Below are 22,950 nucleotides of genomic sequence, written 5' to 3'. Positions count from 1 at the left end.
CGAGCGCCGCCAGACGGCAGAACGGATCAACAGACGTCATGACCGAGCAGCCCGCAGCCGCGGGGTCGGGACATCGCCTCCTCGTGGTCGAGGACGAGCCCAGTATCCGCACCCTGCTGGAGGCGACGCTTCGCCTGACCGGATACGAGGTGAGCAGCACCGACACCGGCCAGTCGGCCCTCCTGGAGGTCGAGCGCCTGGAACCGCACCTGGTGCTGCTCGACGTCATGCTGCCCGACCTGGACGGTTTCGAGGTGACCCGCAGGCTGCGGGCGGCGGGCAACGACTGTCCGATCCTGTTCCTGACCGCCCGTACCGGCACCGACGACCGCGTCAGCGGCCTGAGGGTCGGCGGAGACGACTACGTATCCAAACCGTTCAACCTCGAGGAGGTCCTGCTGCGCATCGAGGCCATCCTGCGCCGAACGGCCCCGGCCGTCACGGCGCAGACCGCTTCGAGTGTCCTGAGCTACGCCGACCTGGAACTCGACGAGGGGGCCCACGAAGTGCACCGCGCGGGGCAGTACATCGCGCTGTCACCCACCGAGTTCAAGCTCCTGGCCTACCTCCTGGAGAACGCGGGGCAGGTGGTGACCAAGGCCCAGATCCTCGACCACGTCTGGACCTACGACTTCGCTGGTGACGCACGGATCATCGAGACGTACGTCCGCTACCTGCGCAGGAAGATCGACTGCTTCGATCCACCGCTCATCCAGACCGTGCGCGGTGTCGGCTACAGCCTGCGTCTCTCCCGCGACCACGGAGGGACGTCGCGGCAGTGACCCACCTCCTGCCACGGCCGCCCGGATCACTGAGGCGACGCCTTGTCCTCGGCGTCACCGTCCTCGCCACCGCGGCGGTTCTGGCCTCCCAGGCCATCGGCTACGTGGCGCTTCGATCCTGGCTGCTGGACCGTGTCGACGAGCAGCTCGTCGGGTTCCACCCACCGGCACCGGCCTTCTACGACGCCGTCGACGGCACACTCCCTGCGGCGGGGGACCGCCCGGACGTGCTGCCCTCGGATTTCCACGTCTACTTCTACGACGCCTCCGGGCACCGTCTGAACGACTCCCTCGGATCCGCGGCGACGCCAGGACCTCGGTTGGCCGATGACGTTCAGGACCTCGGCCTGCGGGACGGGCACCCGGAAACCGTGCGTGCCCTGAGCGGTGACGGCCGCTGGCGAGCACTGCTCACACCCGGCCCGGAGGGGATGAGCGCGGTGGTCACCCTGCCGCTCGACACCGTCGACGGCGCCGCCTCGAAGACCTTGTGGCTGAACGCGGTTCTGCTGGCCGTCACGATCGTCGCCCTGCTCGCCCTGGGCCGATGGGTGGTCCGGCTGGGCCTGTTGCCCTTGACCAGGATGGAAAGCACGGCCCAGGACATCACGGCGGGCCGGCTCAACCTGCGCTTGCCCGACACCGATGCGCGTACCGAGATCGGACGGCTCGGCCGGGTCCTGAACTCCATGCTCGACCGCCTGCAGAAGGCGCTGCTGGCCCGTGAGGCGTCCGAGGCCCGGCTGCGTCGGTTCGTCGCCGACGCCGGGCACGAACTGCGCACCCCGCTGACCGCCATCCAGGGCTACGCCCAACTCGCACTGCGCCCGGAGCGGCGCCCGGCGCGGGAACTGCAGGAGGCCAACCGGTTCATCGCCCAGAACGCGGAACGCATGAGTCTGTTGGTCGACGACCTCCAGCTGCTCGCCACACTGGACAAGGAACCCTCCTATCGGATGGAGCGGGTCGACCTGCTGTCCCTGGCGGCGGACGCCGTCAGCGCGTCCGCCGTCCACAGTGCGTCCCACCCCGTTGACCTCGGCCCGCTGCACACCCCGGCCGATCCCACCGGCGCCGAGGCGCTCGACGTGGTGGAGACGGTCGGCGACCCGCACCGGTTGCGGCAGATCTTGGAGAACCTGCTCTCCAACGCGCGCATCCACACCCCGCCGGGCACCCGCGTCCACGTCCGCGTCGGCTCGAGCGAGGCGGGTCCCGGAACCGGCGGCACTGACCGACCCGGACGCAGCACGGCTTCGCCGCCCCTGCCGAAGGGCCTGCCGATCAGCGTGATCGAGGTGGCGGACGAAGGGCCGGGCCTCGAACCCGTCGACGCCGAGCTCGTCTTCGAGCGCTTCTACCGCGCCGACCCCGCCCGCTCCCGCCTCCACGGCGGCAGCGGCCTTGGCCTGGCCATCGCCGCGACCATTGCCGAGGGCCACGGCGGCCGCCTCGAACTCGACACGTCGCCCGGCCACGGCTGCACCTTCCGCCTGGCCCTGCCCGCAGCCGACTGAGACCAGGAACCCCGCTGATCTCGCCGAACGCAGGGACGAGGACGGGCGGACGCCGCACAGCCAAGGCGACCGGGGATCGTCACAGCGATCGGCGCGTGAGCGGACGGGTGCGAAAAGCCTGCCCCCTTCGGTTACGAGAAGGCCCAGGCGAGCGTCACGTTCAGCCGTTGCTCCACCATGGTGATATCGCACATCAAGGCTCGCCGGCCGCCCTGCGAGACGCCGGCCCACAGCAGACCGACGGCGTCGTGCGAACCGGACTGCAGGACGACCGAACCGGAGTCGCCACCCCGGGCGAAGATTCCGTCCGGGCATTCCGCCGGGTTGAAGAAGATTTCGTACTGGTTGGCCATCGCGTACAGGTGCCCGTCCGGTGGGCTGCCGCTCTTCCACCACACGGCCGGCGCCATGCCGATGATCTGGCCTCCCGTGGGGCCCGTCTGCGAGCCGCGTTTGCGGACGAACATCTTCACCGCAGGCGCGAGCGTTTGAGAGACGGCGCCGAAGCCGTCGGCGATCTCGTTGGAGAACGTTCGGCCCTGCTGCGCGGCCTCGTCCAGAGCGATGATGGAGGCGTCGACCTGCCGGCCCAACCAGAGCGTTCCCCCGGCCGGGGTCGGGATTGTCTGCGTCACGGGGGAGTCGAAGGCGATCACCCGCCCCAGACTGTCGGTCAGGTCCGGAGTGGAACCGATGGGCATCGGCGGCGCGGTGGGCTGGAAGACCCGGGCTCCGGTGTCGCCGGAGACGTGATGGCAGGTCAGGCCGGCCAGCGTGCTGTCCTCATTGCGCAGGACCACCGCCCCGAGCGTGCCTGACGCCATAGGGGCCTGCTCGATCTGTGCCCCGCCCACGAGCGGGTCGTGTCGACTGGTGTCAGGCGTGAACAGCGGTTCGATCGGGAACTCGACGACGCACACCGGCAGGCCCGCGATCTGCGTGGGCAGCTCGGGCGCAGCCGTGGCATCGTCGACGTAGACCCGCACAGCCAGCTCGTCGAAGAACTCCTCGTTCTCCTCGCGCAAGCCCAGCCCCACGCCGTTGACGCCTTGCAGGGAGGTCAGCTCGAGGGCCGGAACCTCCAGCGCGGTGATCAGTTCTTGTGGGATCTCCATGGTGAGCCTCCCGAACCGGGATAGTTGAACCAGCCCGAGCTGTGCAGGGCTTCGCGGGCTGCGCGCCGGTATCCACACAGCGGAGAGTCGCAGCGCTCGCGGGAGTCGTTCACGACGAGCCGAACGTTGACCCTGCCTTCGAATGGAACCTCGATGCGCAGTGCCACCTCTGTCGCTCTGCTACGGGAGATGGGTCCCTGAGGTGGCCGGACCTGCACGCCGTTCGCTTGGATCATCACTTCGTCGGTCAGTGAGTCCTGAGGCTCCTGGCAGCGCAAACTCGTCAACGCATCCGCTGCCCTGAGTCCGGGCGATGCTGTTGTCGCCGTCCAGGACGGCTGAGCCTGAGTCGCACACCGGCCAGTGCGGGAAGGTGTCGCCCATCCAGTCTGACAGCCGCTGAGGCCACACACCACTGGAGGGAACGGCGTTGACGTACTCCGGCCCGCCGTTGCTGATGCCCGAGGCGAGTGCAGACTCCCGCACAGAGCGGCCGCGCCGCGGTGACGGCCACCTCGGGGGCGGGATCATGGCCGTCCCGGAGGCCATCGGCACGGCCGACGCCGTGCTCGCCTACAGCGGGCCGCGCCTACCGGGCTACGCGCACCCGGTAGACGACGGCATCCACCCGGCCCACGACGGCACAATCGACACCCACCTGGCGGCGATGGCGCACGTGGTGGAGGAGAGCGAGTCGCCTCGTGTCAGCACCGAGCACCGAGCGCCGAGGCTCGTCCAGGCGTCGGCTGAGCGAGCGGCGACCGCCGGGCACCGCGTCGGCGGATACGTGGCGTTCTGGCTAGGGTCGTGCTGCTCACCGCGCCGGAGGCGGTGAGGAAGACGAGGGCACCGTCCTCGTCCCGTCTACCGGAAGGCACACAGACCATGAGCAGCCAAGGCGACCGCTGGGCGAAACTGACAGGCGGACAAGCCGGAGAGGACTACGCCCGGCGGTTTGCGCGGCTCGCTGAATCAGGCCACGACATCCACGGCGAGGCCGCCTTCTGCGACGCGCTGCTGACACCTGCCGCCCGGGTACTCGACGCCGGCTGCGGCACCGGGCGGATCGCGATCCGTCTCGCGGAGCTGGGTCACCGCTGCACGGGCGTGGACGTGGACCGCTCCATGCTCGCCGTCGCCCGCCGCGACGCCCCCACGCAGGAGTGGCTCCACGGTGACTTGGCACACCTGGACAGCCTCGGTCTGGAACCCGGCTTCGACCTGGCGCTCGCCGCGGGAAACGTCATCCCCTTGCTGGCTCCCGGTACCGAACCTGCTGTTGTGCGGCAACTTGCCGCCGTATTGCGCGCCGGGGGACTGCTGATCACCGGCATGGGACTGGACGCGGAACACCTGCCGCTGCCGGAACCGACAGTGACGCTGACGGAGTTCGACCACTGGTGCACGGAGGCCGGACTGACGCTGCGGCAGCGCTTCGCAACCTGGGACGGTGACCCTTACCGTCCAGGCGGCGGCTACGCCGTCAGCGTGCATTCCCGTCCAGAGGGCGTGGATCCCCGTGGGTTCAGGGAAACCGAAGGTCCTTCAGCGTGAACCCACGGGTCCACCTGTGTGGGGCAGGCCGATGCATCCGCGGGTTCGGGTGAAACACAAGGATGCTGAGCGATCCGAGGAGGTTCGGCGGTGACGTCGGCCTGGATGTTCTCGGTCATCACGACCGCCCACCGAACTGCCAGTCGGGCACCCGAGGGCGGCGTACCGGCCCGGGGTCAGGATGGTGCGTGCCGTGTCCGGGTCCGGCCCCCGGACCCACGCCGCCGTCCCCAGCCAGGTGGCGCTGTGGTCGGACAACCGCGGGCCCGTAGGCGACCGGCTCGTCCCGGTCGCGCGGCACCGCGAGGCGGGCGGCCTGCCCCGTGCCGAGGCCGAGCACCAGGTACCGGGTGCCGCAGGTCCGGCCGCCGGGGAAGTCCCGCATGGTGCGCCCCGGCATGGTGAGCCACCGTCGCAGCAGCACGTCCCGGGAGACGCCGGCCTGATGGTTCGGTTCAGGTCTGATCCGCGGTGCGCAGGGCCCGCGCCAACCATTCCAGCTCCTCGGTCGCGTCGGGTGACGAATCCTGCCCGCGCACACGGGCAACGAGCCTGCGGTAGTGCTCCGCTCCTGCCTCGATCCCGGCCTCCAGACTGCGCAGCACGGCGGCCCGATCGGCGTCACCGAACAGCTCGGACAGAACCTCGGCCGCTGCCGGCCCCTCGGGAGAGACCCCGCCATTTCTGACCTCCGCGACGGTCTGCACGATCTGCCTGGCCCACCAGATGGACGCCCCGGGGGGACGGCGCTGTCCCGGTACGGGCGTGTTGAGCTGCATCCATGTGCGCAACCGGGCGCAAAATCCGGGGTCCCGCACCAGGTCGGCCAGTTCGATCCAGGCGTCGACCTGCTCAGGTGTGGGATCGTCGGGCAATTCGATGCTGAAGGTGCGCAGGCGGTCACGCAGGCTCGGGTCGTCGAGGCCGCCGAACACCTCCTCTTTGAACTCGTCGATGATCTGTGTGCGCTCGGCGGCGGAAAGCCGCGCCAACCGGTTCATCAGTGCTGTCTCCTCAACGGTCGAACCACGTTTCGCCACGGTGGACAGGACGGCCCGGCTCACCTTGAGTGAGCGGATCTGCGCGTCGAGTGCGGCCACGTGCGCGTCGGCGACCTCGGCGACTGTGGTGCGGCCGCTGAGGACGCGGCACACGTCGTCGAGCCCGAGGCCCAGCTCCCGCAGGGTGCGGACCAGCTCGACGCGGGCCACGGACTCGGCGGCGTACAGCCGGTAGCCGCCCGCGGAGCGGGCCACAGGCGGCACCGCCCCCTCGTCCGACCAGAAGCGCAGGGTACGCACCGGAACCCCGGTGCGGTGCGCGAGCCGGCCAATGGTGAGCACTTCGGGGCGTTCGTCGTCCATGAGTAGGATCCTGAACCCTCCGGCGGCTGGAGACTCAAGCGCCTCAGTGCGACATCCAGCATTTCGGCTACCCGGAGACCTTTCAGATGACCCGGACGGCGTTGTCCGTAGCGAGTACTGGAGCGGCCTGCGACACGGCCCCGCCGTACAGGGGTGGGCTACCCAGGCCGACGTCGACACGACGCAGGATTCTGTGGAGGCAACCGTGACAGCTGAGGGACCCCTCCCGAGTCGCCTCGATCGCCGACCCCGAGGTCACACGGCTCGGCGGACACCAGGTGTGGACCCGGCCCGGTCCCATGGACCTCACCGCCCTCGCGTCTCTCGCCGACGCAGGCAGGCGCACGGTGCACATCGACCGTGTGCTGCCACTGGCCGAGACCGTCGATGCCCTCCGCCTCAGCCAGACCGGACGGGTCCGCGGCAAGATCGTGCTGGACATCGGGTGACTCCATCCGCCGCCCTGCCTCGCACCAAGCACAGCCTGGGGATGCGAGCGGGGACCTCCACCGCGCACGGGCAAGGGTCCCGCCCGGTGGCGACCGATTTCGTTTGACACGGCTCGGCATCCACCCTTTCAATCATCTGCGTCACGCAGATGATGCGTGGCGCAGGTTATATCCCAAAGGAGAACACTGTGAGCACCCTGCCCACCGACCGGATGCGGGAGCTGTACGGCCTCTGGTCCGAGTTGTGGCGCGGCGACTTCGGCCATGCCCATGAAATCCTCGACCCCGACTTCGTCGTGCATCAGGCACGACCAGACGGCAGCGACTCGGAAGCGATGAAGGGTCCCGCGCGACTGCTTCCCGAGATCGAGCAGACGATGGCGGCGTTCGGCGACATCGCCATCACCGTAGACGTCGGGCCGATCATCCAGGGCGATCTGATCGCGGCAAGGTGGACGATGCGCGCCCACTACACAGGTGGCCTTGACCACGCCACCGCGCCGGTCGGTACCGCAATCGCCTTCAGCGGCCACGACATCCTGCGGGTTTCCGGCGGCAGGTTCGTCGAGTACTGGACCTGCACCGACGTGCTGGCCGGTCTTGCCCAGCTCGGCGCTGTCTCCGGGCCCAACGGCCCGGCTCGGCCGTGACAGCAGGCGCATGGTCGAGTCTTACGGCGCCATGAACTGTCCGATGTCCCGCCGCCCGCACTCACACCGGCACGGCCGGCGGGACGGGACGTGCCCGTGCGGTGTGACCGCACCCAGTTCACGGCGTGATGGAGGCAATACGCGTGTCTCGCATCGGACCGGGACGTCCGCGTGGACGGCCCGCCCAGGTGCTGGGCGACAGGGGATTCGGCTCGAAGGCGATCCGCACCTGGCTGCAGCGCCGCGGAATCGCGCACCATCCCCGAGAGGGTCGATCAGGTCTCCAACCAAGCCGGCCTGGCGCGGCAGTCGGGGCGAGCGCCCACCGGCTTCGGCCGTGAGCTCCACAAGCAGCGCAACGGGGTGGAACGTTGCTTCAACCAGCTGAAGCAACGGCCCGGCAGGCGCCCTCGTTCGCAGGCCCATGTCGCGCGCACGCCCGGCGGAGTGTGACCCGGTACGAGACCCGGGGCGCGTCGATGGATCCCGTCCTGTGGTTGCAGGTCGGCGACCTGGTGACGGGGACTCTGCGTCCTGGAGAGGGCGGGCGACCACGCCATGCCAGTAGACACTGTCTACCTTCCTTGGTAGACAGTGTCTATGAGCGAGCCGAAGGCGGGGCTGCGGTCCCGACTGGTAGATGTCGGGGTCGAGTTGGTGACGACGGAGGGTGTGCAGGCGCTCTCCCTGCGGGAGATCGCGCGGCGGGCGGGCGTGTCGCACGGGGCACCGCGCCGCTACTTCCCGACCCACCTGGAGTTGTTGTCGGCCATCGCGCGCCGGGGGTTCGAGGAGTTGGCGGGGAAGGGGGTCGCGGCGCTCGGGGACGACACGGCGAGCCCGCGTGAACAGATCGCGACGCTGGGGCGCGTGTATCTCGACTTCGCGCTCACGCACCGGGGCATGCACGAGTTGATGTTCCGCCACGACTTGCTCGAGAGCAACGAGTTGGGTTTGCGGGACGTCAGCATGCCGATCTTCTCCCTGCTGGTGGATCTCGTCGGACGGGCCCGGCCCGAGGCCGACGCCCCCCTCGTCGCGGGCGCACTGCTGGCGAACCTGTACGGCATCGCCCAGCTGTGGACGTGGGGCAGCCTCCAACTCGCCACGGACGCCGCAGACTTCGCCCCCTTGCTCGACACCGCACTGGAGGCCCACCTGGGGAGGGGGGAGTGATGACGGCGTCCACGACGGAGGCCGGCGTCGACCGGGGCGGTCCGACACCCGCGCCGCACCGCCGCCTCACGCTCGCCAACAGTGTGCTCGGTGCCGTGATCGTCGCCCTCGACGGGACGGTACTGACGATCGCCCAGCCCACCCTGCGGCGCGATCTCGACGCCTCCCTCACCGAGGTCCAGTGGACCAGTACCGGCTATCTGATCGGGGTGGCCGGGCTGTTGGTGTTCGCGGGGCGGATCGGCGACCGGTTCGGGCATCAACGGGTCTTTGCCTGGGGTGCGTTGGGGTTCGGTGCGGCCTCGGCGGGGATCGGGTTCGCACCGGAAGTGGGCTGGGTGATCGGGCTGCGGGTCGTCCAAGGCGTCTTCGGAGCGCTGTTGCAGCCCGCCACGCTCGGGATGTTGCGGGCCGCCTTCCCGCCCGACCGGCTGGGGATGCCCATCGCGCTGCGGACCAGTGCCATCGGGGTCGCGGCCGCGGCCGGTCCCCTGGTCGGCGGTGTGCTCGTCGCCCGACTGGGCTGGCGGGCGGTGTTCTTCCTCAACGTCGTACCGGCGCTGGTCATGGGACTCCTGGCGCTGGCGGTGCGTCCCCCGGAGACGGAGCGAACGAGGCGGGAGCCCGGGCCCCGGCTCGATCTGCCCGGCGCCGCGCTGCTCGCTGTCGCCCTGGCGGCATTCGTGCACACGCTGGTCGGGGTGCCGGAGCACGGCTGGACGGCCACCGGAGCGGTCGGCCTGCTGATCGCGGCCGTCACGGCCGGCGCCCTCGTCCGCCATGAACGGCGTACCCCCGACCCGCTGTTGCCGCCGGCCTTGCTGGGTACGGCGACGGCGAGTGCGGCGCTCGGGGTGCTGGTGGCCGCGTCGGCCGCGATGCTCGGCGCACTGTTCGTGTGCAGCTTCGTCCTCCAGGACGTCCTCGGCATGAACCCGCTGCGCACCAGTCTCGTAGCACTGCCCGGCGGCGTGATGATGGTGCTCGGCGCGCCACTGTCGGCCGTACTACTGCGCCGATGGGGCGCCCGTCCCACCGCCCTCGCGGGGACCGCGCTGCTCACCACCGGGGTGCTGGCGCTGTCGCGGCTCGGCCCCGGGGCGTCGACGGTGCTGATCGGTGGCGGGTTCCTGCTGCTGGGGGCGGGTTTCGGCGCGTTGATGGTCACCGCGACCGCCGTCTTCGTACGACATGCGCCGCCGGAGTCCGCCGGGGTGGCGGGCGGACTCCAGCAGACCGCGATGAACGTCGGCCCAACGCTGGGAGTGGCGGCCGCGACCACGTTGATGCCTCTCGGCACGGGCCCCGCGCTCCTGGTCCTGGCCGGCGTGGCCGCGCTCGGTGCTCCTCTCGCCGCACGCCTGCCCCGACCCGCCATTCCCGCGAGGGATGGAACGCGATCGGTACGGAACGATGAAGACAAGAAGGACGAACGCGAGCCGTAACCCGGGCCACCGGACAGAACCACCATGGACGGCTGCACCGAGGGGTCGAGTCGCGCAAGGCCGGTCTCGCCCCGAAGACCCTGGCCCGCCTGGACGAGTAACTCGTGGCCGTTGGGGAGCTCGCGGAACTGGGTGACCGCCGTAACGGCGTAGAGATCGCTGCCGGCCACAGCGGCAGTGCACGGCCGGTGGCGCAGGGAGTGAGCGGAATCCGAACCTTTCCGGACCCCGGCACGTCTTCGTTCCATATCCACTGATCCGGAGCAGGCGCTCCAGGAGGAGGCGTACCGATGAAGGCGTTATACGGAAGACGCGGACCCGCGTGGGCCATGCTGGCGGGGAGCCTCGTCTCGCTGTCCGTGGGTTGCACGTCGGTGTCGTCGTCGGACGACGGCGACAGCGCGCGGCCCGCGCCGTCCTGCGCGTACGTCGTCGACTACGACGGCCGCAGTTACCTGGGCCGGGGGGAGACCGACGTCCCTGTGGGGAAGTCGCTCGGCAGCGCCACCCGCCAGGCATGCGACGACACGCCGGGCGACGGCGACGACGGGGAGGGCCCGGCCTTGATGACCGCCTTCGCCGTGCGGGGAGTGGACCCGGCAGTCGCCATCGCGGTGGCCGAGGACACCGACGCGTACCGCCTCGTCGTCGCCGACGGCGTCGAGGAGCTCCCGCCCGAGCTCGAGAAGGTGACCGACCGCTCCTGAGGCCGGGGCCGAACAAGGTCCGGGCTGAACGTATGCCCCTCTCGATTGGTCCGGTTCATGAGCATGGTGTCTCAGCTGGACTGGTCAGGGGGAGGGGGCTGATGGCGCTGTCCGTGCCGTAGAAGCGGCACTGGTCGCACAGGGCGTCGATCTCGGCGTTGTCTGCCTCGCTCAGTTGCGCATCCAGCGGGTCGCTGGTGCCAGTGAAGCGTCCGGCGGCGGACGGCGCCGAGCACCGCGGTGCGTTGGTCGCACACTGCGTGCCTGCTTCGACCGCTTCAGTGACGTACCTGCGGCGTCCCGGGCGCTGGGCATTCATCCCGCACCTTCCGGTACCGGATGCGGCAGCTTCGTGAGGTGTGCGGCAGCGGGCTGGACAATCCGGATGCCGGTGGTCGGCTCGCTCGGGGAGGTTGCCGCCATGACCGGGAGGGGGACCCCGCCCGGTACACAGACGGCGGCGCCGTCGCCCCCACCCACCGCGCAAGCACACTTCCGGATGCGTAATACTCCCCGTATGCAGCCGCGTATTACCTTCACGCCCGGGACGACCGCCGTGCGACAGGCCGTCGCCCGGGACGCCAAACGGCTCACGCGGCTCGTGCGCGGCTCGCGCGCCTACGAGGGCCCGTGGGCGGCGATGGTCGCGGGCTACCGCGTCGGTCCCGACTACATCGAAGCTCACCGGGTCTTCGTGGCCTTTGACACCGATGATCCCGCGAACCGGGTGCTCGGCTTCTACTCGCTGGTCCTCGCGCCGCCGGAGCTGGACCTGCTCTTCGTCGCCGACGGGTCGCAGGGCCGCGGCATCGGGCGGCTGCTCGTCGAGCACATGAAGTCCGAGGCGCGCGCGGCCGGGCTGGACCGTGTCCGCGTCGTGTCGCATCCTCCGGCCGAGGGGTTCTACCGCAGCGTGGGCGCGCTGCTCACCGGGACCGTCTCCGCGAACCCGCCCGCGGTGGCGTGGGACCGGCCCGAGCTGGAGTTCTTGATCCCGTAACCGCAGACGGTGCCTCCCCCCTCCCCGCGGGAGCGCCCCTTCTCGCGCCAGTCCGCCGGGCGCAACGGCTTCTGGGTCCTTCCGTCCTTGTCTCCGCTCCAGGAGGAGCCCGGGGGACCGCTCGGCATGAACGGTCCACGGGATACACACCTCGCACGAGCAGATGCCGCCCGAGGATCTGCTCGACGTCGTGGTGCCACATCGAGGTGTAGCCCCGCGCCCCCGTGCCCTGTGCAGCTCCCGCCGTCCCTCCGCCTCTCAAAAGGGACCATTCTCAAGCTGACACGGATCCGGCACATCTCCTTGGAGCTGCTTCGACGGTGGCCTGGGGATCGCGGCGCAGTGCGTGGAGACGCTCTCGAAGGGCAGCCGGGTCGTGGCGCACTCGACCAACGGCGGCAAGCCCATCCACCTCTTCCACTGGTTCGAGGACGGTGAGCTCCGTACGACGTTCGAGGGCCCCTCGTCGCGTGACGGCAACACCCCCGATGAACTGGTCCCCCTGCTGCGGGAAGTCGGCTTCCCTCTGACCTCGGAGGGAGAGCACGACGAGAGCGCCCCGGACGTCGACCGGAAGGCGGCGGTCCTTGCTCTGGCCGAGAGACTCACCGGCATACGCGTCACCGAATCCCTGATCCGGGACGCTACGTACGAGCTGGGACTCGTCCCCGAACAGCCCGCCGAGGAGTGGACCAGCGTGGTCGTCGACATCACCGATGCCCCCAGGGAGCGCCTGCACAGGGGATGGACCTACGAGGAGATGGCGACGGCGTCGGACCGCGTACGGGCGGAGGCGAACGCGCCGGTCGTGATCACCTACAACGAGCCGCCGACCAGGGATCGTTCGGAGCACGAGACAGATGAGTAGCGAGCGAGCGCGTGGAAGGTGCCCCGGCGTACGCGCCGCCCTGGCTCTGCTTCCCCTCGTTGAGTTGTTCGGCAAGGCGAAGTTGCGAAGCAGGGGTGCGCTGTCCGAGAGGGGTACGGGTCGCGCCGTCATCACGGGATTGTCGGCCTGTGCAGGACCCGGGGCAGTCCCGGCGGCAACGGCGCGCGTCCTTACACTTGCGACTGGCGGATGAGCTGCCGATGCCGCCGTCCGTGTGGTGTGAGGCCCGTAGTGCAACCGGCCAGTGCCCGGACCGCCTCCTGGCATGCAAGACCGGTACCCCTCACGCGAGGAGATCCTCTTGACTGCCACAGCCTCCGAGTCCGCCGCCCCGCAGGCCTTCTTCGACCCTTACGCCTGTGACGTGCCCAGCACCCCGTACTGGGAGCCGGCGCCGCAGTCCAAGCAGGACGACTACCTGCTGCCGCCCCCGAACCCCGCCCAGCGCCTCGACATCGCGGTCGGCCCGCGTGACCGGCGGCGCCTGGACCTGCACGCAGCCCTCACAACGGCCGGCGTCCCACCCCAACTCGAGGACCGGGAAGCCATCGACCACCTCAGCGCCCTGCCCGACAGCATCAACACCACCATCCAGCGCTGGATCCAGCACACCACACAAGCCTGGTCCACCGCCTACTAGGCCAACGGCCCCACGGCGCGGAGGAACCGGATCGCGTGGTGTGAGTCCCTCCGCTCACCATGCAACGGGCCCGCCCCCCGGCGGGCCTGCGGCCTCAGCCTCGTGGGCGGCGTGCCGCGGCATCGACTCACGCGCCGTCGTCCCCTGCATGCGGCCCGCCGTCGCGACCGTCCGCTGCGCCTTTCCCCGGCACGCTCTGGACGGCGCCGAAGCCAGGGCCCGCTCTTCTCGATCGGTGGTCCGCCTCGGGTTGTTGCTGCGCCGTCGCGGCCAGGTAACCCGTGCTCTGACGCTGCAGTTCGCCGGCGGCAGGTCGGGGGAGAGGACCTACCGCCTGGCGGAACTGTCCGCCCACGACGACGATCTGCGCCTTCTCGTCGACCAGTTGACGGCCTGCATCGCGGCCGGCTGACCGGGTTGGTGTTGAAGGGGGAGGGGGGAGGACCTGGTCGACACCGACCAGGCCGCTCCGCCCAGCTGATGTCTCAGAACGTGAGCACCGGTCGAGCGGAGAAGTCCTCGTACATGTCTTCCCCGTCTGGTCCGTACACGAACTCGACCATGGACGGGTTGCGGTTGGCGGTGGCCAGGGGCAGCCAGGCCAGCAGGTGGCCGTAGCCGCCGCACACCGACTCGCCCCCGTCGCCGCCGTGGACCGCAGTGACATCGCTCGTTAGTTCCGTGCGATAGGTGTCGTAGGCGATATGCAGGCCGAAGGCGTTCAGCTGGTTCTGCGGGCCGACGTGATCCCCATAGGGGATCCGGTCGAGGGGACAGTCGTTACCCCACCGGAACAGGGTGTCTGCCCCGGCTCCACAAGCGTGTTCCCACTCGTCGGAGCTCGGCATCCGTAGGCCACGGGCTGATAGAACATCCAGCATGTCCGCAGGAGGTTCAGTCAGATTCTCGTCCTCCACGGCCATGAGGACTGTGGCCAGGTGGACGCTCCGGCGGGCGCTGAGTTCCCGCGCGAGATGGGCCCGCAGATCCGGTCCGTAGCCGAAGCCCTGCTCCAGGCTCTCGGCGTAGTCGGCGGCCTGCTCCGGGGTCGGCTGCCAGTTGTCGAGATCAAAACCCAGGGACACCGGGCCTCCGGGTATCAGAGCGAATTCCTGCCCGTTCCGCTCGATTCGGACGCGGTGCAACGGAGCACCGAGGTGCTCCGTGGTCTCGACGAGCGTCACCCGGCCGCCCACCTGGTCGGCGGCTTCCTGGGCGGTGCGGCGGGCGGTGAGCGGGTCGAAGGTTCGCCATTGGTGGAGAGTGAGATCAGTGAGTGACATGGGCGGCAGTGTGGCACGTGGGGCTGACACAGCACCGCGACGGCTGGCAGCGGACAACTGCCGGTCAACGGCTCCCCTACTTGTGGTCCATAGGTGACTAGGGGCGGATGCCCCGGTGGTCGGCTCAGTCGTCGGCTGCGACAACGAGCGTGATCTGCCCAGCCGAGCGGTCGATGAGCACGAACTCGTGGAAGTAGTCGTGTACACGTCCCCAGTCGTGAATCGCCTCATCACCGAGCTCGCCGAGGTAGTAGATGCCATCGGCTGCGGCCAGGCGGTCGAACACCTCCCGCTGCAAATCGGCCTCCAGCTCGGTGGGCACGTCCCAGCGTAAATCCACCCACTCCCGCAAGATGTGCACGGCCTTCTCCTGGCTGATGGGTTCGTAGAGGTCGGGAGTGATCAACCGCAACCAATACGGTCCATGCCGGAGCCCCTCCGGCAACACTCCACCACCTGCATAATCGTCCCGGAACTGCTCATGCCCAATCAGTGCCGCGAGCAGTTCTCTCTCATCCACGGACTCCGCAGAGAATCGGAGCTTCTTGATGTCGACCCACCGAAAGGCGTGCTCCTTCGGATCCGGCATGTGGTGCCGAAAGTTGATGAAGGCGCTTCCCTCGTGGGCTAGCCCGTTGTCCATGGCGTCAGCCTAGAAGGCAGGCACAGAGACCCGTCGACACACTGGACAGGCCCTACCATCCGGCGTTGGTCGCAGCCGCGATCTCCGGCCCGTCTGGCCGCCGCCGACCCGCGCCGATGAGCCATCCAACCGGGGTCCGCGCCACCATGTTCGCGACGTGTCACGGCTGCGAGTCAGCGGACCTGGCTCAGAAAGGTACGGCCAGACCGGCCTCTCGTAGCTGGACCAGGGCTCTGCTCATACACTCTGCGGCTGAGGCCCCATCGGCCCTCATCCCGCCTGACAGCGGTCCACCACCAGCGGCGAAGGTCCAGGCTGGCCGACCTGCCCTCAGCCGCTCCGCGTCGACCCGGATCATTGCCCCCACACCCTGCTCACCGAGCCATTCCAGAATCAGCAGCGTCGCGTCCTCGACTCCCTGATCTGGGTCGAGCTTGGGCCACCGCCCCGTTGCTTTGGTCATGACCAAACTCTACGTAGCGTTGCCGGATGGCTGGCCACGAGTCGTCGGGCGAGCGATCTAAGGACCGAGCTGAGTCCTACCCTGCCCCGAACCGTCACCAGCGGGCCCCACAACCTCGGAACTTCCGCCGGCGGTGCGGGGCACGGCGCAGCAGGTGCGTCAGGCGGTCAGGTGGGCCACCACAGAACGCATCGCGTGGCACAGGGCTGAGCGAACCTCTTCGGGCGCATCGAGGGTCTCGAAGCCGTGGTGGCCGTTCGGGACGTCGACCAGATCCAGGTGCGCCCCGCAGTTCTTGGCCGCGGTCACGAACGCCTCCACCGTGGCGGCGATCTCGGGTGACTCTCGCCCTGCACGGAGGAGGACGACGGGCAGGGCGCCTGCGTGCGCGACCGCCCGGACGGGGCGGAACCGGCTGCCGGTCAGCCCCCAGTTGGGCAGCGGCGCCAGGACCGGGTAGGACGCGGCCAGGCAGCGCAGCCAGGTCGGGGGCTCGGCCAACCAGTCCGAAGTGAGCAGGCCGCCACCGGAGAAGAACCACAGGGCGACCCGGCTGGCGTCCACCCGCGGATCGGCCCGCACCAGTTCCACCGCGGCGGTGACGTCCGCGGCGGCGCGCTCGTAGTCGGCGACGTCGTGCAGTCGGTGGTCCAGGGTCACGCCGACCATGCCCTCGGCGGCCGCCAGGCGGGCGTACCCGACCAGGGTCGGCCAGTCGCGCGGGGTCGGACGGGCCCCGGCGGGCACCGGACCGCCGTGCACGAAGATCACAGCCGGTCGTGGGCCCTCGGAGTCGGGGACGTACAGGTCGACATGCCCCCTGCGCTCCCGGGGTTGCTCGGGCACGTCCAGCGGGAACGGGCGCAGATGGGCGGGCGGTGCGCCGACGCCGACCGGTCGCAGGCGGTGCCCCTCGCCGGCCGCGGCCCGCAGCAGGACGTCCGCCAGAGCGGCGGGGCAGGACAGCATCGGCCAGTGACCAGTGGGCAGTTCGAAGAAGGTGACCTGAGGGTCGGTCAGGGCCGCCATCGCGGGGTCGCCGAAGTCGACGAGCCGTTGCACCAGGTCGACGCTGACGCCGTTTCGTGTGCACAGCACCCCGGTGGTGGGCACCGCGGCAACCGCTCCGGACAGCCGCAGCGGCTGGAGCAGGGTGCCCAGCGGCTGCGGCGCCGCAAGGGCGGTGAGCTGGTCCAGTGCCGGGCCGGGTACGCCGGCGGTACTGCCCCAGCGCTGCCACTCGTCACGGGTCGGCGGCGCCAACTCACCCTCACCTTGACCGTGTTGGACCCGGTCAGCCAGCTGCGCGCGCAGGGCCCGGTCCGGTACGGAGGCCAGGGCCGGGACGCCGTTCTGCGGCATCCCGCAGTCCAGGTACACGACGCGGGCGACGCTCTGCGGCCGCCGGTCGGCGGCGCCGAGCACCGGATGGATGCCGTAGTCGTGACCGACGAGCACGATCTCCCGGCCGGGCGCCGCGCCCACCGCGTCGATCACCGCGATCACGTCCGCGATGTGCGTCTCCAGATCGACGCGGGTTGACGTGGCGGGGCGGCCGGCGTCGACTCCGGTGAGCAGGACCGGGTGAACCTCGCTGCCCGCCGCGGCCAGTCGCGCGGCCGTCTCCCGCCACACATGGGCACCGGTGAACGCGCCCGCCACCATTATGAATACGGTCATGGCTCTCTCCTCGGATCGGTCACATGACGTCACGCCGGTCGCGTACGCCGTGGTCCGCCGACCAGGGCGTACGCCCGGCCTGCATGTGCCGGTACCGTAGGAACTCCCCCAGAGGGAGGTTCAACTGTCGTCGCACGAGGATTACTGGAGCATCGGCGAGCTTGCCGAGCGCGCGGGTGTCACCGTGAAAACCGTCCGCTTCTACTCCAACCGGGGTCTGTTGCCCGAGGCCTCCCGCAGCGGTGGCGGGCATCGCCGGTACGGCCCCGAGACGCTGGACCGGCTGCGGCTGATCCGCTCCCTTCGGGCCCTCGACCTGCCGCTGCCTGAGGTGCGCCGGGTGCTTGAGGACGAGGGCGCACCGGGCCGTGTGTTGGAGGACGCCGTCGAGGGCCGCCTACGCGAGCTGGGCAGTGAGCTGAAGGCGCTGCGCTGGCGGGAGGCGGCGCTCCGGCTGGTGCGGGAGTGCCCGCCCGCGGAGCAGGCAGACCGGCTGCGACTGATCGGCACAGTCAGTCTTCCGCCGAACACGGCGCCGCTGGCCCGGTTCTGGCGTGCCTGGCTGCCGCCGCGGATGCCGGCCCGGGTGATGTCGGCGTTCCTGGAGTTGGCCGTTCCGCAGCCGCCCGACGAGCCGGACCCGGCGCAGGTGCTCGCCTTCACCCGGCTGCACGCGATGATGACGGCTCCTTGCCCGACCGGCCGGCAGCCTCAGCCGGAGGTGCACCAGGTGGCCGGCGCCCGCGGGGCGGCCGTGCTGTACACGGGCCTCGCCGAGGCGTACGAGCTGGCGGGCCCGCAGCTGCGCCGTACCCGGGATCCGTACCCGGGTGAGGCACTGGACGCCTACGTGGCGGCGTACGCGAGCGCGTACGGCAGCCGGGACACCCGACAGTTCCGCCGCCTGCTGGCCGCGCGGCTCGCGAGTGGGCCACGTCTGGACCAGTACTGGGAGCTGACGGCCGTGGTAATCACGCCGCCGGGCGGCCGGCCGGAGCCGACCCCGGGCTCGGCGGACGATTGGCTGCGCGCGGCACTGGAGCGGGACAACGTCGGTGCGGCGTAGGTCGCGGGGGACGCGGAAGGGCGACCGTCGACCAGATCCGGCGAAATCATGGCCGCATACCCTGACCCGCTGACCCGCTGACCCGCTGACCCGCTGACCCGCTGACCCGCTGACCCGCTGACCCGCTGACCGCAACACCGGGCGCAGGATGTGGAGTCCCCCTCACTCAGCGGAAGGGACCGTCGGGCGCGAAGGCATGGGCTGCGAAGCGCTTGCCCATTCGACGGTATGCGGCGGCGGTGGGGTGAAGGCCGTCGGCCAGGTCATCTGTCTCGTCCGGGCCGAGCAGCTCGCGTCCGTCGAGATAGTGGAGGTGGGGATCAGACGTCTGTCGTGCCGCCGCTATCCGGGCCAGCTCGGCACGGACCACCGCCAGCGACAATGCCCCGCGGGCCACATCGGCCGGGTCGCCCAGGGCGGTGAGCCTCCCGTCCGGGCCGGTCGTGGTCGGACCGGGGGCCTCCTCCAGGGCCGGACAGCTCACCGGTGAGACCAACAGCAGCGGGGTGTCCGGGTGTCCATCCCGGATCGTGTCCAGGAACCCGTGTACCGCCGGGCCGAACGTCCGCAGCCGGAAGGCGGACAGGCTCACGATGTTGATGCCCACCTTGAGGCTGATCAGGTCGGCGGGCGTATCGCGGATCGTCCGGGCGACATAGGGATCCAGTAGCGCGTTGCCCGCCTGGCTGAGGTTGATCACCTCCACCCCTCCGAGCGCGGCTGCCACCACCGGCCAGGTCCCGGTCGGACCGTCAGCCTCGATGCAGTGGCTGATGGAACTTCCGTGGTGTACCCAGCGGCGCCGCCCGTCCGGCAGCGGTGCCAGCACCTCGCCGTCAGCGCGCAGTGCCACCAGTTCCGTCGGGGTCTGCTGTGGCAGCCACAACTCGACGCGCTTCATGTCGGCCGGCAGCCCGGAGAACCGTACGGTCCCTGGCTCGCCCGGGATGAGGCGCTGTACGGCCCCGGGGCCCGCCATCCGCAGCACGTTGCCCACCGGCGCCTGCTGACGCCCGGCCAAGGCGCCGTCCACCAGCAACTCCAGCATCCCGGTCGGGCGAGGGTGGGGGTCGGAGTCCAGCTGGCCGGTGGAGGTGAGTACCTCAAACTCCAATGCGCGCGCGTCAGTGCGGAACACCAGCCGCACCCCCGAAGGCATCACGGTCACCCCGTAGACCGACGGGTCCTGGTACTGCTCCTTGGTCCACGCGGGCAACCGGCGCGGCATCACCCCTGCCTGTGTGGTCTCCAGGTCCAGCGCACCCCGGAACTCCACGGGCCCGCCCACCAGTGGAACCGCTTGCAGCGCCACCGTCACCGCTCCTGTCCGCGGTCAGTGTGTTCCGGAGATGACGTCAACCCGGTGCCTTCGTGCCCGGTGCCTTCGTGCCCCGTGCCTTCGTGCCCCGTGCCCTCGTGGCTCATCGGCGCCCGCCGAACTCCCAGTCGTGGACTTCGATGGCCGCGTACCGGTCCGGAGTCAGGACGGCTCGTGCCGTGTCCGGATCGGGGGCCCTGAGCAGCACCGCCGTACCCAGCCAGGTGTCGCCGTCGTCGGACAGCAGCGGCCCGTACGCGACCAGTCCCTCCCGGTCGAGTGGCAGGGCAAGGTCGGCGGCCGGGCCCTCGCCGAGGCCGAGGACCAGATACCGGTTGCCACCGGTCCGGCCACCGGGGAAGTCCCACATGGTGCGCCCCAGCACGTTGCGCCACCGCCGCAGCAGCACGTCCCGGTACGCGCCGGCCTGGTAGTTGGGCTCGTCGAAGGCGAACGCGCGGGCGGCGGCGGGATCGGGCAGGTCGACGATGTGCACGCTACCGGTGGGTGTTTCACCGTCATCGGCGAAGGTCGGGCCGCGAGCGATCAGCTCCTTCGCGTACCGGTCCATGTAGGACCAGTGCTCCTCCAGCAACTCCTCGCGTAACGCGAGGGAGCCGGGCCGATCACGGTGGTAGCAGAAGAACTCCATGACCACGGACCCTTCCTCATCAAGGGCACCATCTCAACTGGCTTTCGGCGACGATGGCCCCGCGCTCCGGACGAGCCGGCATTCCGTGCCTTGCCGACAATTTCCTCGCTGTGGAAGGGGCCGTAGATCTCGGCGGTGTCGATGTGGGTGACTCCGAGTTCCAGGGCTCGGTGGATGGTGCGGATCGATTCGGCGTCATCGAGCCCGCCACCCGTGGTGTACATGCCGGCCATGGTCATGGCTCCCAGCCCGATGCGAGAGACATCGAGCCCGCCCAGTGATACGTACTTCATCAGGTACTCCTTCGTGACGGCCGTCAGGCCGGTCGGTGGATTCGAGTAGTGGGCTGCGCCATCAGTCGGCGGACCGTGCTTGGGCGATCCGCGTGCTGGCGACGCGGGCGCCGTTGCCCGGTAGCGGGTCGGAGCCGTATGCGCACCCGGCGGCCGCCGGCCTCGGCCGGGGCGTGGTGCTCAGGCGTGGGTCTCGTCGTGGGCCAGGCTGCCGGGGACATCGATGCCGCGGTCGTCCGTGACGTGCAGGCAGGCTGCTTCGTCCAGGCAGGCCGGGCGCGCACTGGCCGGCCACGGGGATTCGAGCTGATCGCCGTCAGGTGGGGTCCGACGCTGGTGTTGCCACCACCAGGCGGCGGAGGATCCACGGGCTGAACCGGCTGCCGGGTCAGTGCTCGTGGGCCGCCGGCTCCAGAACGAGGACCGGGATCTCACGGTCCGTGTTCTTCTGGTACTCGGTGTAGTCGGGGAACGCCGCGACAGCCCGGGCCCACCACAGGGCCTTCTGGTCCCCGCTCACCTCGCGTGCCAGCATGTCCTGGCGCACCGGGCCGTCCTGTAGCTCGACCCGGGGTTACGCGGCGTGAGTGCCAGCCGGCTGAGGTGGCATCCTGTAGGCGCAATATTCGCCGAGCGGGGCGACGATATGCCACGTCCCGCGACCTCACCGTCGAGGCCGAGGCCGACGGGCCGAATTTCGCCATCGGCGACCCGCCTGCGGCGTCCCGCGTGACGATCACGCCAGGATGCGATGTCGCAGCAAGCGGGCCCCGGCCGCGCTCTCCATGCAGGTCAGGCAAACGCTCAACTGTTAGTTCCGGGAAATGACCAGGCCAAACGACGTGGCGCCGGGCCAAGTAAGACGTCATCTCATTTGGTGCGTCTGTGCGACGATTCGTCGACCAGTGGGAAGTCGTGAGCGAGGGCGAAGACCGATGGAGTACGTCAATCTCGATGCGCAGGTCGGTGACCTGTCGGGGGTCTTGGACCCGGCTCGCTACCTGAGCCACCTGCCCTTGATCTCCTGTGACCTGCCGCCAGGCGCCCGGGCTTTCGCCACGGACGCGGACCACTACGACTTCCGCAGCAGGCGATGTGTGAAGGATTTGACGCTTCGGGCCGTCCGGGGTGCCGGCCGTGAGGAGATGGAGGTCGAGTTCCAGCACAACTGCTGGAAGCACGACCAGGACCTGCTGATCCGCTACGCGGGGGTGTCCGGCATCATCATCGATCCCGCCGACGAGGACCGGGGAGCGGACCTCGGGGCTGTGATTCTCGACGAGATTTTGCCGCACAGGGACGGCTGCAGCCACGAGATCGCCTGTTGGTACGGCACCCTCACCCTTGTCTGCCGTGATCTCCAGGCGACCTGGATTGGGACTATCTGCTCGAGCGAGTCGTAGGCGCGACAGGTCAGGGGGATTGTTGAGCGGCTGGTGCCGGATGAGCTGTGGGAGCTGTTCCGGCGGGTGGTGCCGGAGGCGCCGTCGCGGCCTCAGGGCGGTGGTCGGCGTCGTCATGGGGACCGGGAGGTGCTGGCGGCGATCGTGTTCGTGGCCACGTCGGGCTGCACGTGGCAGCAACTGCCGACAGCATCTTTCGGGCTGTCAGGGGCGACGGCTCATCGGCGGTTCAGCGAGTGGTCGAAGGCCCGGCTGTGGGCCAAGCTCCACCGCCTGGTGCTCGACGAGCTCGGCGCTCGCGGAGAGCTGGACTGGACCCGCTGCGCGATCGACTCAGTGAACATGCGGGCCTTGAAAAGGGGGACCTGACAGGTCCGAATCCTGTGGACCGGGGCAAGTACGGCTCGAAGATCTATCTGGTCACCGAGCGGACCGGTCTGCCCATATCCGTCGGAATCTCGGGCGCGAACCTGCACGACAGCCAAGCCCTGATCCCCTTGGTCAAGGGCATACCGCCGATCCGCTCCCGCCGCGGACGCAGACGCCGCAAGCCGGACAAGCTCCACGCGGACAAGGGCTATGACTACCCCCACCTGCGGCGATGGTTACGCGGACGCGGCATCACTCACCGCATCGCCCGCAAAGGGATCGAGCTCTCACAGCGACTGGGCCGCTACCGCTGGACCATCGAACGCACCATGGCTTGGCTCGTCGGCTGCCGCCGCCTCCACCGCCGCTACGAACGCAAAGCCGACCACTTCCTCGCCTTCACCAGCATCGCCTGCACCCTCATCTGCTACCGCAGGCTCGCCAAATGAGATGACGTCTAAGTCGGGGCATGGCAGACCTCCGCAACAGCCC

23 protein-coding genes and 3 pseudogenes are annotated in these 22,950 nt (G+C 69.9%); 16 read left to right on the top strand and 10 right to left on the bottom strand.

Going from position 1 to position 22,950, the window contains the following annotated elements:
* The first annotated feature begins 38 nt into the window (after window positions 1-38).
* Together AQJ84_RS39125 and AQJ84_RS39120 are read left to right on the top strand one after the other, a co-directional pair.
* A complete protein-coding gene (locus tag AQJ84_RS39125) occupies window positions 39-782 on the top strand; it encodes a response regulator transcription factor (RefSeq protein WP_030039932.1) in 744 nt (247 codons plus the stop codon).
* The gene (locus AQJ84_RS39120; RefSeq protein WP_053192215.1) at window positions 779-2,299 is read left to right on the top strand and encodes a HAMP domain-containing sensor histidine kinase; all 1,521 of its coding nucleotides are present in this window, start codon (window positions 779-781) and stop codon (window positions 2,297-2,299) included. Before AQJ84_RS39125 ends, AQJ84_RS39120 begins: the two co-directional genes overlap by 4 nt.
* 131 nt (window positions 2,300-2,430) lie before the next feature.
* Here AQJ84_RS39120 and AQJ84_RS39115 read toward each other — a convergent pair whose 3' ends face one another.
* A complete protein-coding gene (locus AQJ84_RS39115; protein ID WP_128092247.1) occupies window positions 2,431-3,492 on the bottom strand; it encodes a hypothetical protein in 1,062 nt (353 codons plus the stop codon).
* Window positions 3,493-3,844: 352 nt separating this feature from the next.
* On the opposite strand from AQJ84_RS39115, the gene AQJ84_RS39110 reads away from it, so the two are divergent.
* Together AQJ84_RS39110 and AQJ84_RS39105 are read left to right on the top strand one after the other, a co-directional pair.
* Entirely contained in the window at window positions 3,845-4,249 is a 405-nt protein-coding gene (locus AQJ84_RS39110) for an imine reductase family protein (RefSeq protein WP_030039934.1), read from the top strand.
* Window positions 4,250-4,299: 50 nt separating this feature from the next.
* Window positions 4,300-4,968, top strand: coding sequence for a class I SAM-dependent methyltransferase (locus tag AQJ84_RS39105; RefSeq protein WP_051869809.1), 669 nt, complete (start codon window positions 4,300-4,302; stop codon window positions 4,966-4,968).
* A gap of 118 nt (window positions 4,969-5,086) precedes the next feature.
* Here AQJ84_RS39105 and AQJ84_RS39100 read toward each other — a convergent pair.
* Window positions 5,087-5,425, bottom strand: a pseudogene (locus tag AQJ84_RS39100) (YciI family protein); the annotation flags it as partial.
* Window positions 5,424-6,332, bottom strand: coding sequence for a helix-turn-helix domain-containing protein (locus AQJ84_RS39095; RefSeq protein WP_053192217.1), 909 nt, complete (start codon window positions 6,330-6,332; stop codon window positions 5,424-5,426). The pseudogene AQJ84_RS39100 and the gene AQJ84_RS39095, both read right to left, overlap by 2 nt.
* 299 nt (window positions 6,333-6,631) lie before the next feature.
* Here AQJ84_RS39095 and AQJ84_RS44595 point away from each other — a divergent pair, with 299 nt between their 5' ends.
* The 9 genes from AQJ84_RS44595 to AQJ84_RS43325 all read left to right on the top strand — a co-directional run bounded on the left by AQJ84_RS44595 (window position 6,632) and on the right by AQJ84_RS43325 (window position 13,700).
* Window positions 6,632-6,781, top strand: a complete 150-nt coding sequence (locus AQJ84_RS44595) for a zinc-binding dehydrogenase (RefSeq protein WP_079022713.1) — start codon at window positions 6,632-6,634, stop codon at window positions 6,779-6,781.
* A gap of 188 nt (window positions 6,782-6,969) precedes the next feature.
* Window positions 6,970-7,431: an ester cyclase gene (locus AQJ84_RS39090; protein WP_030039937.1), complete on the top strand. Its 462-nt coding sequence runs from the start codon at window positions 6,970-6,972 to the stop codon at window positions 7,429-7,431.
* A 600-nt stretch (window positions 7,432-8,031) separates the two neighbouring features.
* Window positions 8,032-8,607, top strand: a complete 576-nt coding sequence (locus AQJ84_RS39085) for a TetR/AcrR family transcriptional regulator (RefSeq protein ID WP_030039938.1) — start codon at window positions 8,032-8,034, stop codon at window positions 8,605-8,607.
* Window positions 8,607-10,052, top strand: coding sequence for an MFS transporter (locus tag AQJ84_RS39080; RefSeq protein ID WP_030039939.1), 1,446 nt, complete (start codon window positions 8,607-8,609; stop codon window positions 10,050-10,052). Before AQJ84_RS39085 ends, AQJ84_RS39080 begins: the two co-directional genes overlap by 1 nt.
* A gap of 290 nt (window positions 10,053-10,342) precedes the next feature.
* Window positions 10,343-10,759 carry a DUF6281 family protein gene (locus AQJ84_RS39075; RefSeq protein ID WP_063753091.1) on the top strand — a complete coding sequence of 139 codons (417 nt, stop codon included), beginning with the start codon at window positions 10,343-10,345 and terminating at the stop codon, window positions 10,757-10,759.
* A gap of 517 nt (window positions 10,760-11,276) precedes the next feature.
* Window positions 11,277-11,759 carry a GNAT family N-acetyltransferase gene (locus tag AQJ84_RS39070; RefSeq protein ID WP_051869811.1) on the top strand — a complete coding sequence of 161 codons (483 nt, stop codon included), beginning with the start codon at window positions 11,277-11,279 and terminating at the stop codon, window positions 11,757-11,759.
* A gap of 325 nt (window positions 11,760-12,084) precedes the next feature.
* The gene (locus AQJ84_RS39065; protein ID WP_374935421.1) at window positions 12,085-12,627 is read left to right on the top strand and encodes a DUF6461 domain-containing protein; all 543 of its coding nucleotides are present in this window, start codon (window positions 12,085-12,087) and stop codon (window positions 12,625-12,627) included.
* 322 nt (window positions 12,628-12,949) lie between these two features.
* Window positions 12,950-13,288 (top strand): hypothetical protein, encoded by a 339-nt coding sequence (locus AQJ84_RS39060; RefSeq protein ID WP_037802911.1) that lies wholly within the window; start codon window positions 12,950-12,952, stop codon window positions 13,286-13,288.
* A 148-nt stretch (window positions 13,289-13,436) separates the two neighbouring features.
* Window positions 13,437-13,700, top strand: coding sequence for a hypothetical protein (locus AQJ84_RS43325; RefSeq protein WP_128092420.1), 264 nt, complete (start codon window positions 13,437-13,439; stop codon window positions 13,698-13,700).
* A gap of 73 nt (window positions 13,701-13,773) precedes the next feature.
* On the opposite strand, the gene AQJ84_RS39055 is transcribed toward AQJ84_RS43325, so the two are convergent.
* The 3 genes from AQJ84_RS39055 to AQJ84_RS39045 form a co-directional block, all read right to left on the bottom strand.
* A complete protein-coding gene (locus AQJ84_RS39055) occupies window positions 13,774-14,571 on the bottom strand; it encodes a hypothetical protein (RefSeq protein ID WP_030045913.1) in 798 nt (265 codons plus the stop codon).
* 124 nt (window positions 14,572-14,695) lie between these two features.
* Entirely contained in the window at window positions 14,696-15,214 is a 519-nt protein-coding gene (locus tag AQJ84_RS39050) for a hypothetical protein (RefSeq protein WP_030045912.1), read from the bottom strand.
* Between the two features lie 622 nt (window positions 15,215-15,836).
* Window positions 15,837-17,357, bottom strand: coding sequence for an alpha/beta hydrolase (locus tag AQJ84_RS39045; RefSeq protein WP_053193170.1), 1,521 nt, complete (start codon window positions 17,355-17,357; stop codon window positions 15,837-15,839).
* A gap of 184 nt (window positions 17,358-17,541) precedes the next feature.
* On the opposite strand from AQJ84_RS39045, the gene AQJ84_RS39040 reads away from it, so the two are divergent.
* The gene (locus AQJ84_RS39040; protein WP_259294373.1) at window positions 17,542-18,423 is read left to right on the top strand and encodes a helix-turn-helix domain-containing protein; all 882 of its coding nucleotides are present in this window, start codon (window positions 17,542-17,544) and stop codon (window positions 18,421-18,423) included.
* A gap of 166 nt (window positions 18,424-18,589) precedes the next feature.
* Here AQJ84_RS39040 and AQJ84_RS39035 read toward each other — a convergent pair whose 3' ends face one another.
* From AQJ84_RS39035 to AQJ84_RS39025, 4 genes and pseudogenes are all read right to left on the bottom strand, one after another.
* Complete coding sequence (locus AQJ84_RS39035) at window positions 18,590-19,729, bottom strand: GDSL-type esterase/lipase family protein (protein WP_053193180.1); 1,140 nt, start codon at window positions 19,727-19,729, stop codon at window positions 18,590-18,592.
* Window positions 19,730-19,844: 115 nt separating this feature from the next.
* The gene (locus AQJ84_RS39030) at window positions 19,845-20,393 is read right to left on the bottom strand and encodes a YciI family protein (RefSeq protein ID WP_030042918.1); all 549 of its coding nucleotides are present in this window, start codon (window positions 20,391-20,393) and stop codon (window positions 19,845-19,847) included.
* A gap of 50 nt (window positions 20,394-20,443) precedes the next feature.
* Window positions 20,444-20,686 (bottom strand): annotated as a pseudogene (locus tag AQJ84_RS45200) (aldo/keto reductase); the annotation flags it as partial.
* 388 nt (window positions 20,687-21,074) lie between these two features.
* Window positions 21,075-21,260: pseudogene (locus AQJ84_RS39025) on the bottom strand (nitroreductase/quinone reductase family protein); the annotation flags it as partial.
* A 361-nt stretch (window positions 21,261-21,621) separates the two neighbouring features.
* Between AQJ84_RS39025 and AQJ84_RS39020 the strand changes: the two are divergent.
* Together AQJ84_RS39020 and AQJ84_RS39010 are read left to right on the top strand one after the other, a co-directional pair.
* Window positions 21,622-22,089, top strand: coding sequence for a hypothetical protein (locus AQJ84_RS39020; RefSeq protein ID WP_030042919.1), 468 nt, complete (start codon window positions 21,622-21,624; stop codon window positions 22,087-22,089).
* Window positions 22,090-22,107: 18 nt separating this feature from the next.
* Window positions 22,108-22,907, top strand: a protein-coding gene (locus AQJ84_RS39010) for an IS5 family transposase (RefSeq protein WP_169807757.1) whose coding sequence is annotated in 2 segments (ribosomal slippage) — window positions 22,108-22,447 and window positions 22,447-22,907 — 801 coding nt in all. Because the reading frame shifts where the segments join, the coding sequence is not laid out codon by codon here.
* Window positions 22,908-22,950: the final 43 nt, after the last annotated feature.

It is taken from the genome of Streptomyces resistomycificus, from assembly GCF_001514265.1.
In the GTDB taxonomy this organism is placed as follows: domain Bacteria; phylum Actinomycetota; class Actinomycetes; order Streptomycetales; family Streptomycetaceae; genus Streptomyces; species Streptomyces resistomycificus.
Note: the sequence above shows the minus strand (reverse complement) of the source record. Positions and strands in the feature narration are given on the sequence as shown.

Coding starts and splice junctions, on each gene's coding strand:
- AQJ84_RS39125 (WP_030039932.1), top strand. CDS start 39: ATGACCGAGCAGCCCGCAGCCGCGGGGTCGGGACATCGCCTCCTCGTG.
- AQJ84_RS39105 (WP_051869809.1), top strand. CDS start 4,300: ATGAGCAGCCAAGGCGACCGCTGGGCGAAACTGACAGGCGGACAAGCC.
- AQJ84_RS39095 (WP_053192217.1), bottom strand. CDS start 6,332: ATGGACGACGAACGCCCCGAAGTGCTCACCATTGGCCGGCTCGCGCAC.
- AQJ84_RS44595 (WP_079022713.1), top strand. CDS start 6,632: ATGGACCTCACCGCCCTCGCGTCTCTCGCCGACGCAGGCAGGCGCACG.
- AQJ84_RS39085 (WP_030039938.1), top strand. CDS start 8,032: ATGAGCGAGCCGAAGGCGGGGCTGCGGTCCCGACTGGTAGATGTCGGG.
- AQJ84_RS39080 (WP_030039939.1), top strand. CDS start 8,607: ATGACGGCGTCCACGACGGAGGCCGGCGTCGACCGGGGCGGTCCGACA.
- AQJ84_RS39075 (WP_063753091.1), top strand. CDS start 10,343: ATGAAGGCGTTATACGGAAGACGCGGACCCGCGTGGGCCATGCTGGCG.
- AQJ84_RS39070 (WP_051869811.1), top strand. CDS start 11,277: ATGCAGCCGCGTATTACCTTCACGCCCGGGACGACCGCCGTGCGACAG.
- AQJ84_RS43325 (WP_128092420.1), top strand. CDS start 13,437: ATGCGGCCCGCCGTCGCGACCGTCCGCTGCGCCTTTCCCCGGCACGCT.
- AQJ84_RS39055 (WP_030045913.1), bottom strand. CDS start 14,571: ATGTCACTCACTGATCTCACTCTCCACCAATGGCGAACCTTCGACCCG.
- AQJ84_RS39050 (WP_030045912.1), bottom strand. CDS start 15,214: ATGGACAACGGGCTAGCCCACGAGGGAAGCGCCTTCATCAACTTTCGG.
- AQJ84_RS39045 (WP_053193170.1), bottom strand. CDS start 17,357: ATGACCGTATTCATAATGGTGGCGGGCGCGTTCACCGGTGCCCATGTG.
- AQJ84_RS39030 (WP_030042918.1), bottom strand. CDS start 20,393: ATGGAGTTCTTCTGCTACCACCGTGATCGGCCCGGCTCCCTCGCGTTA.
- AQJ84_RS39020 (WP_030042919.1), top strand. CDS start 21,622: ATGGAGTACGTCAATCTCGATGCGCAGGTCGGTGACCTGTCGGGGGTC.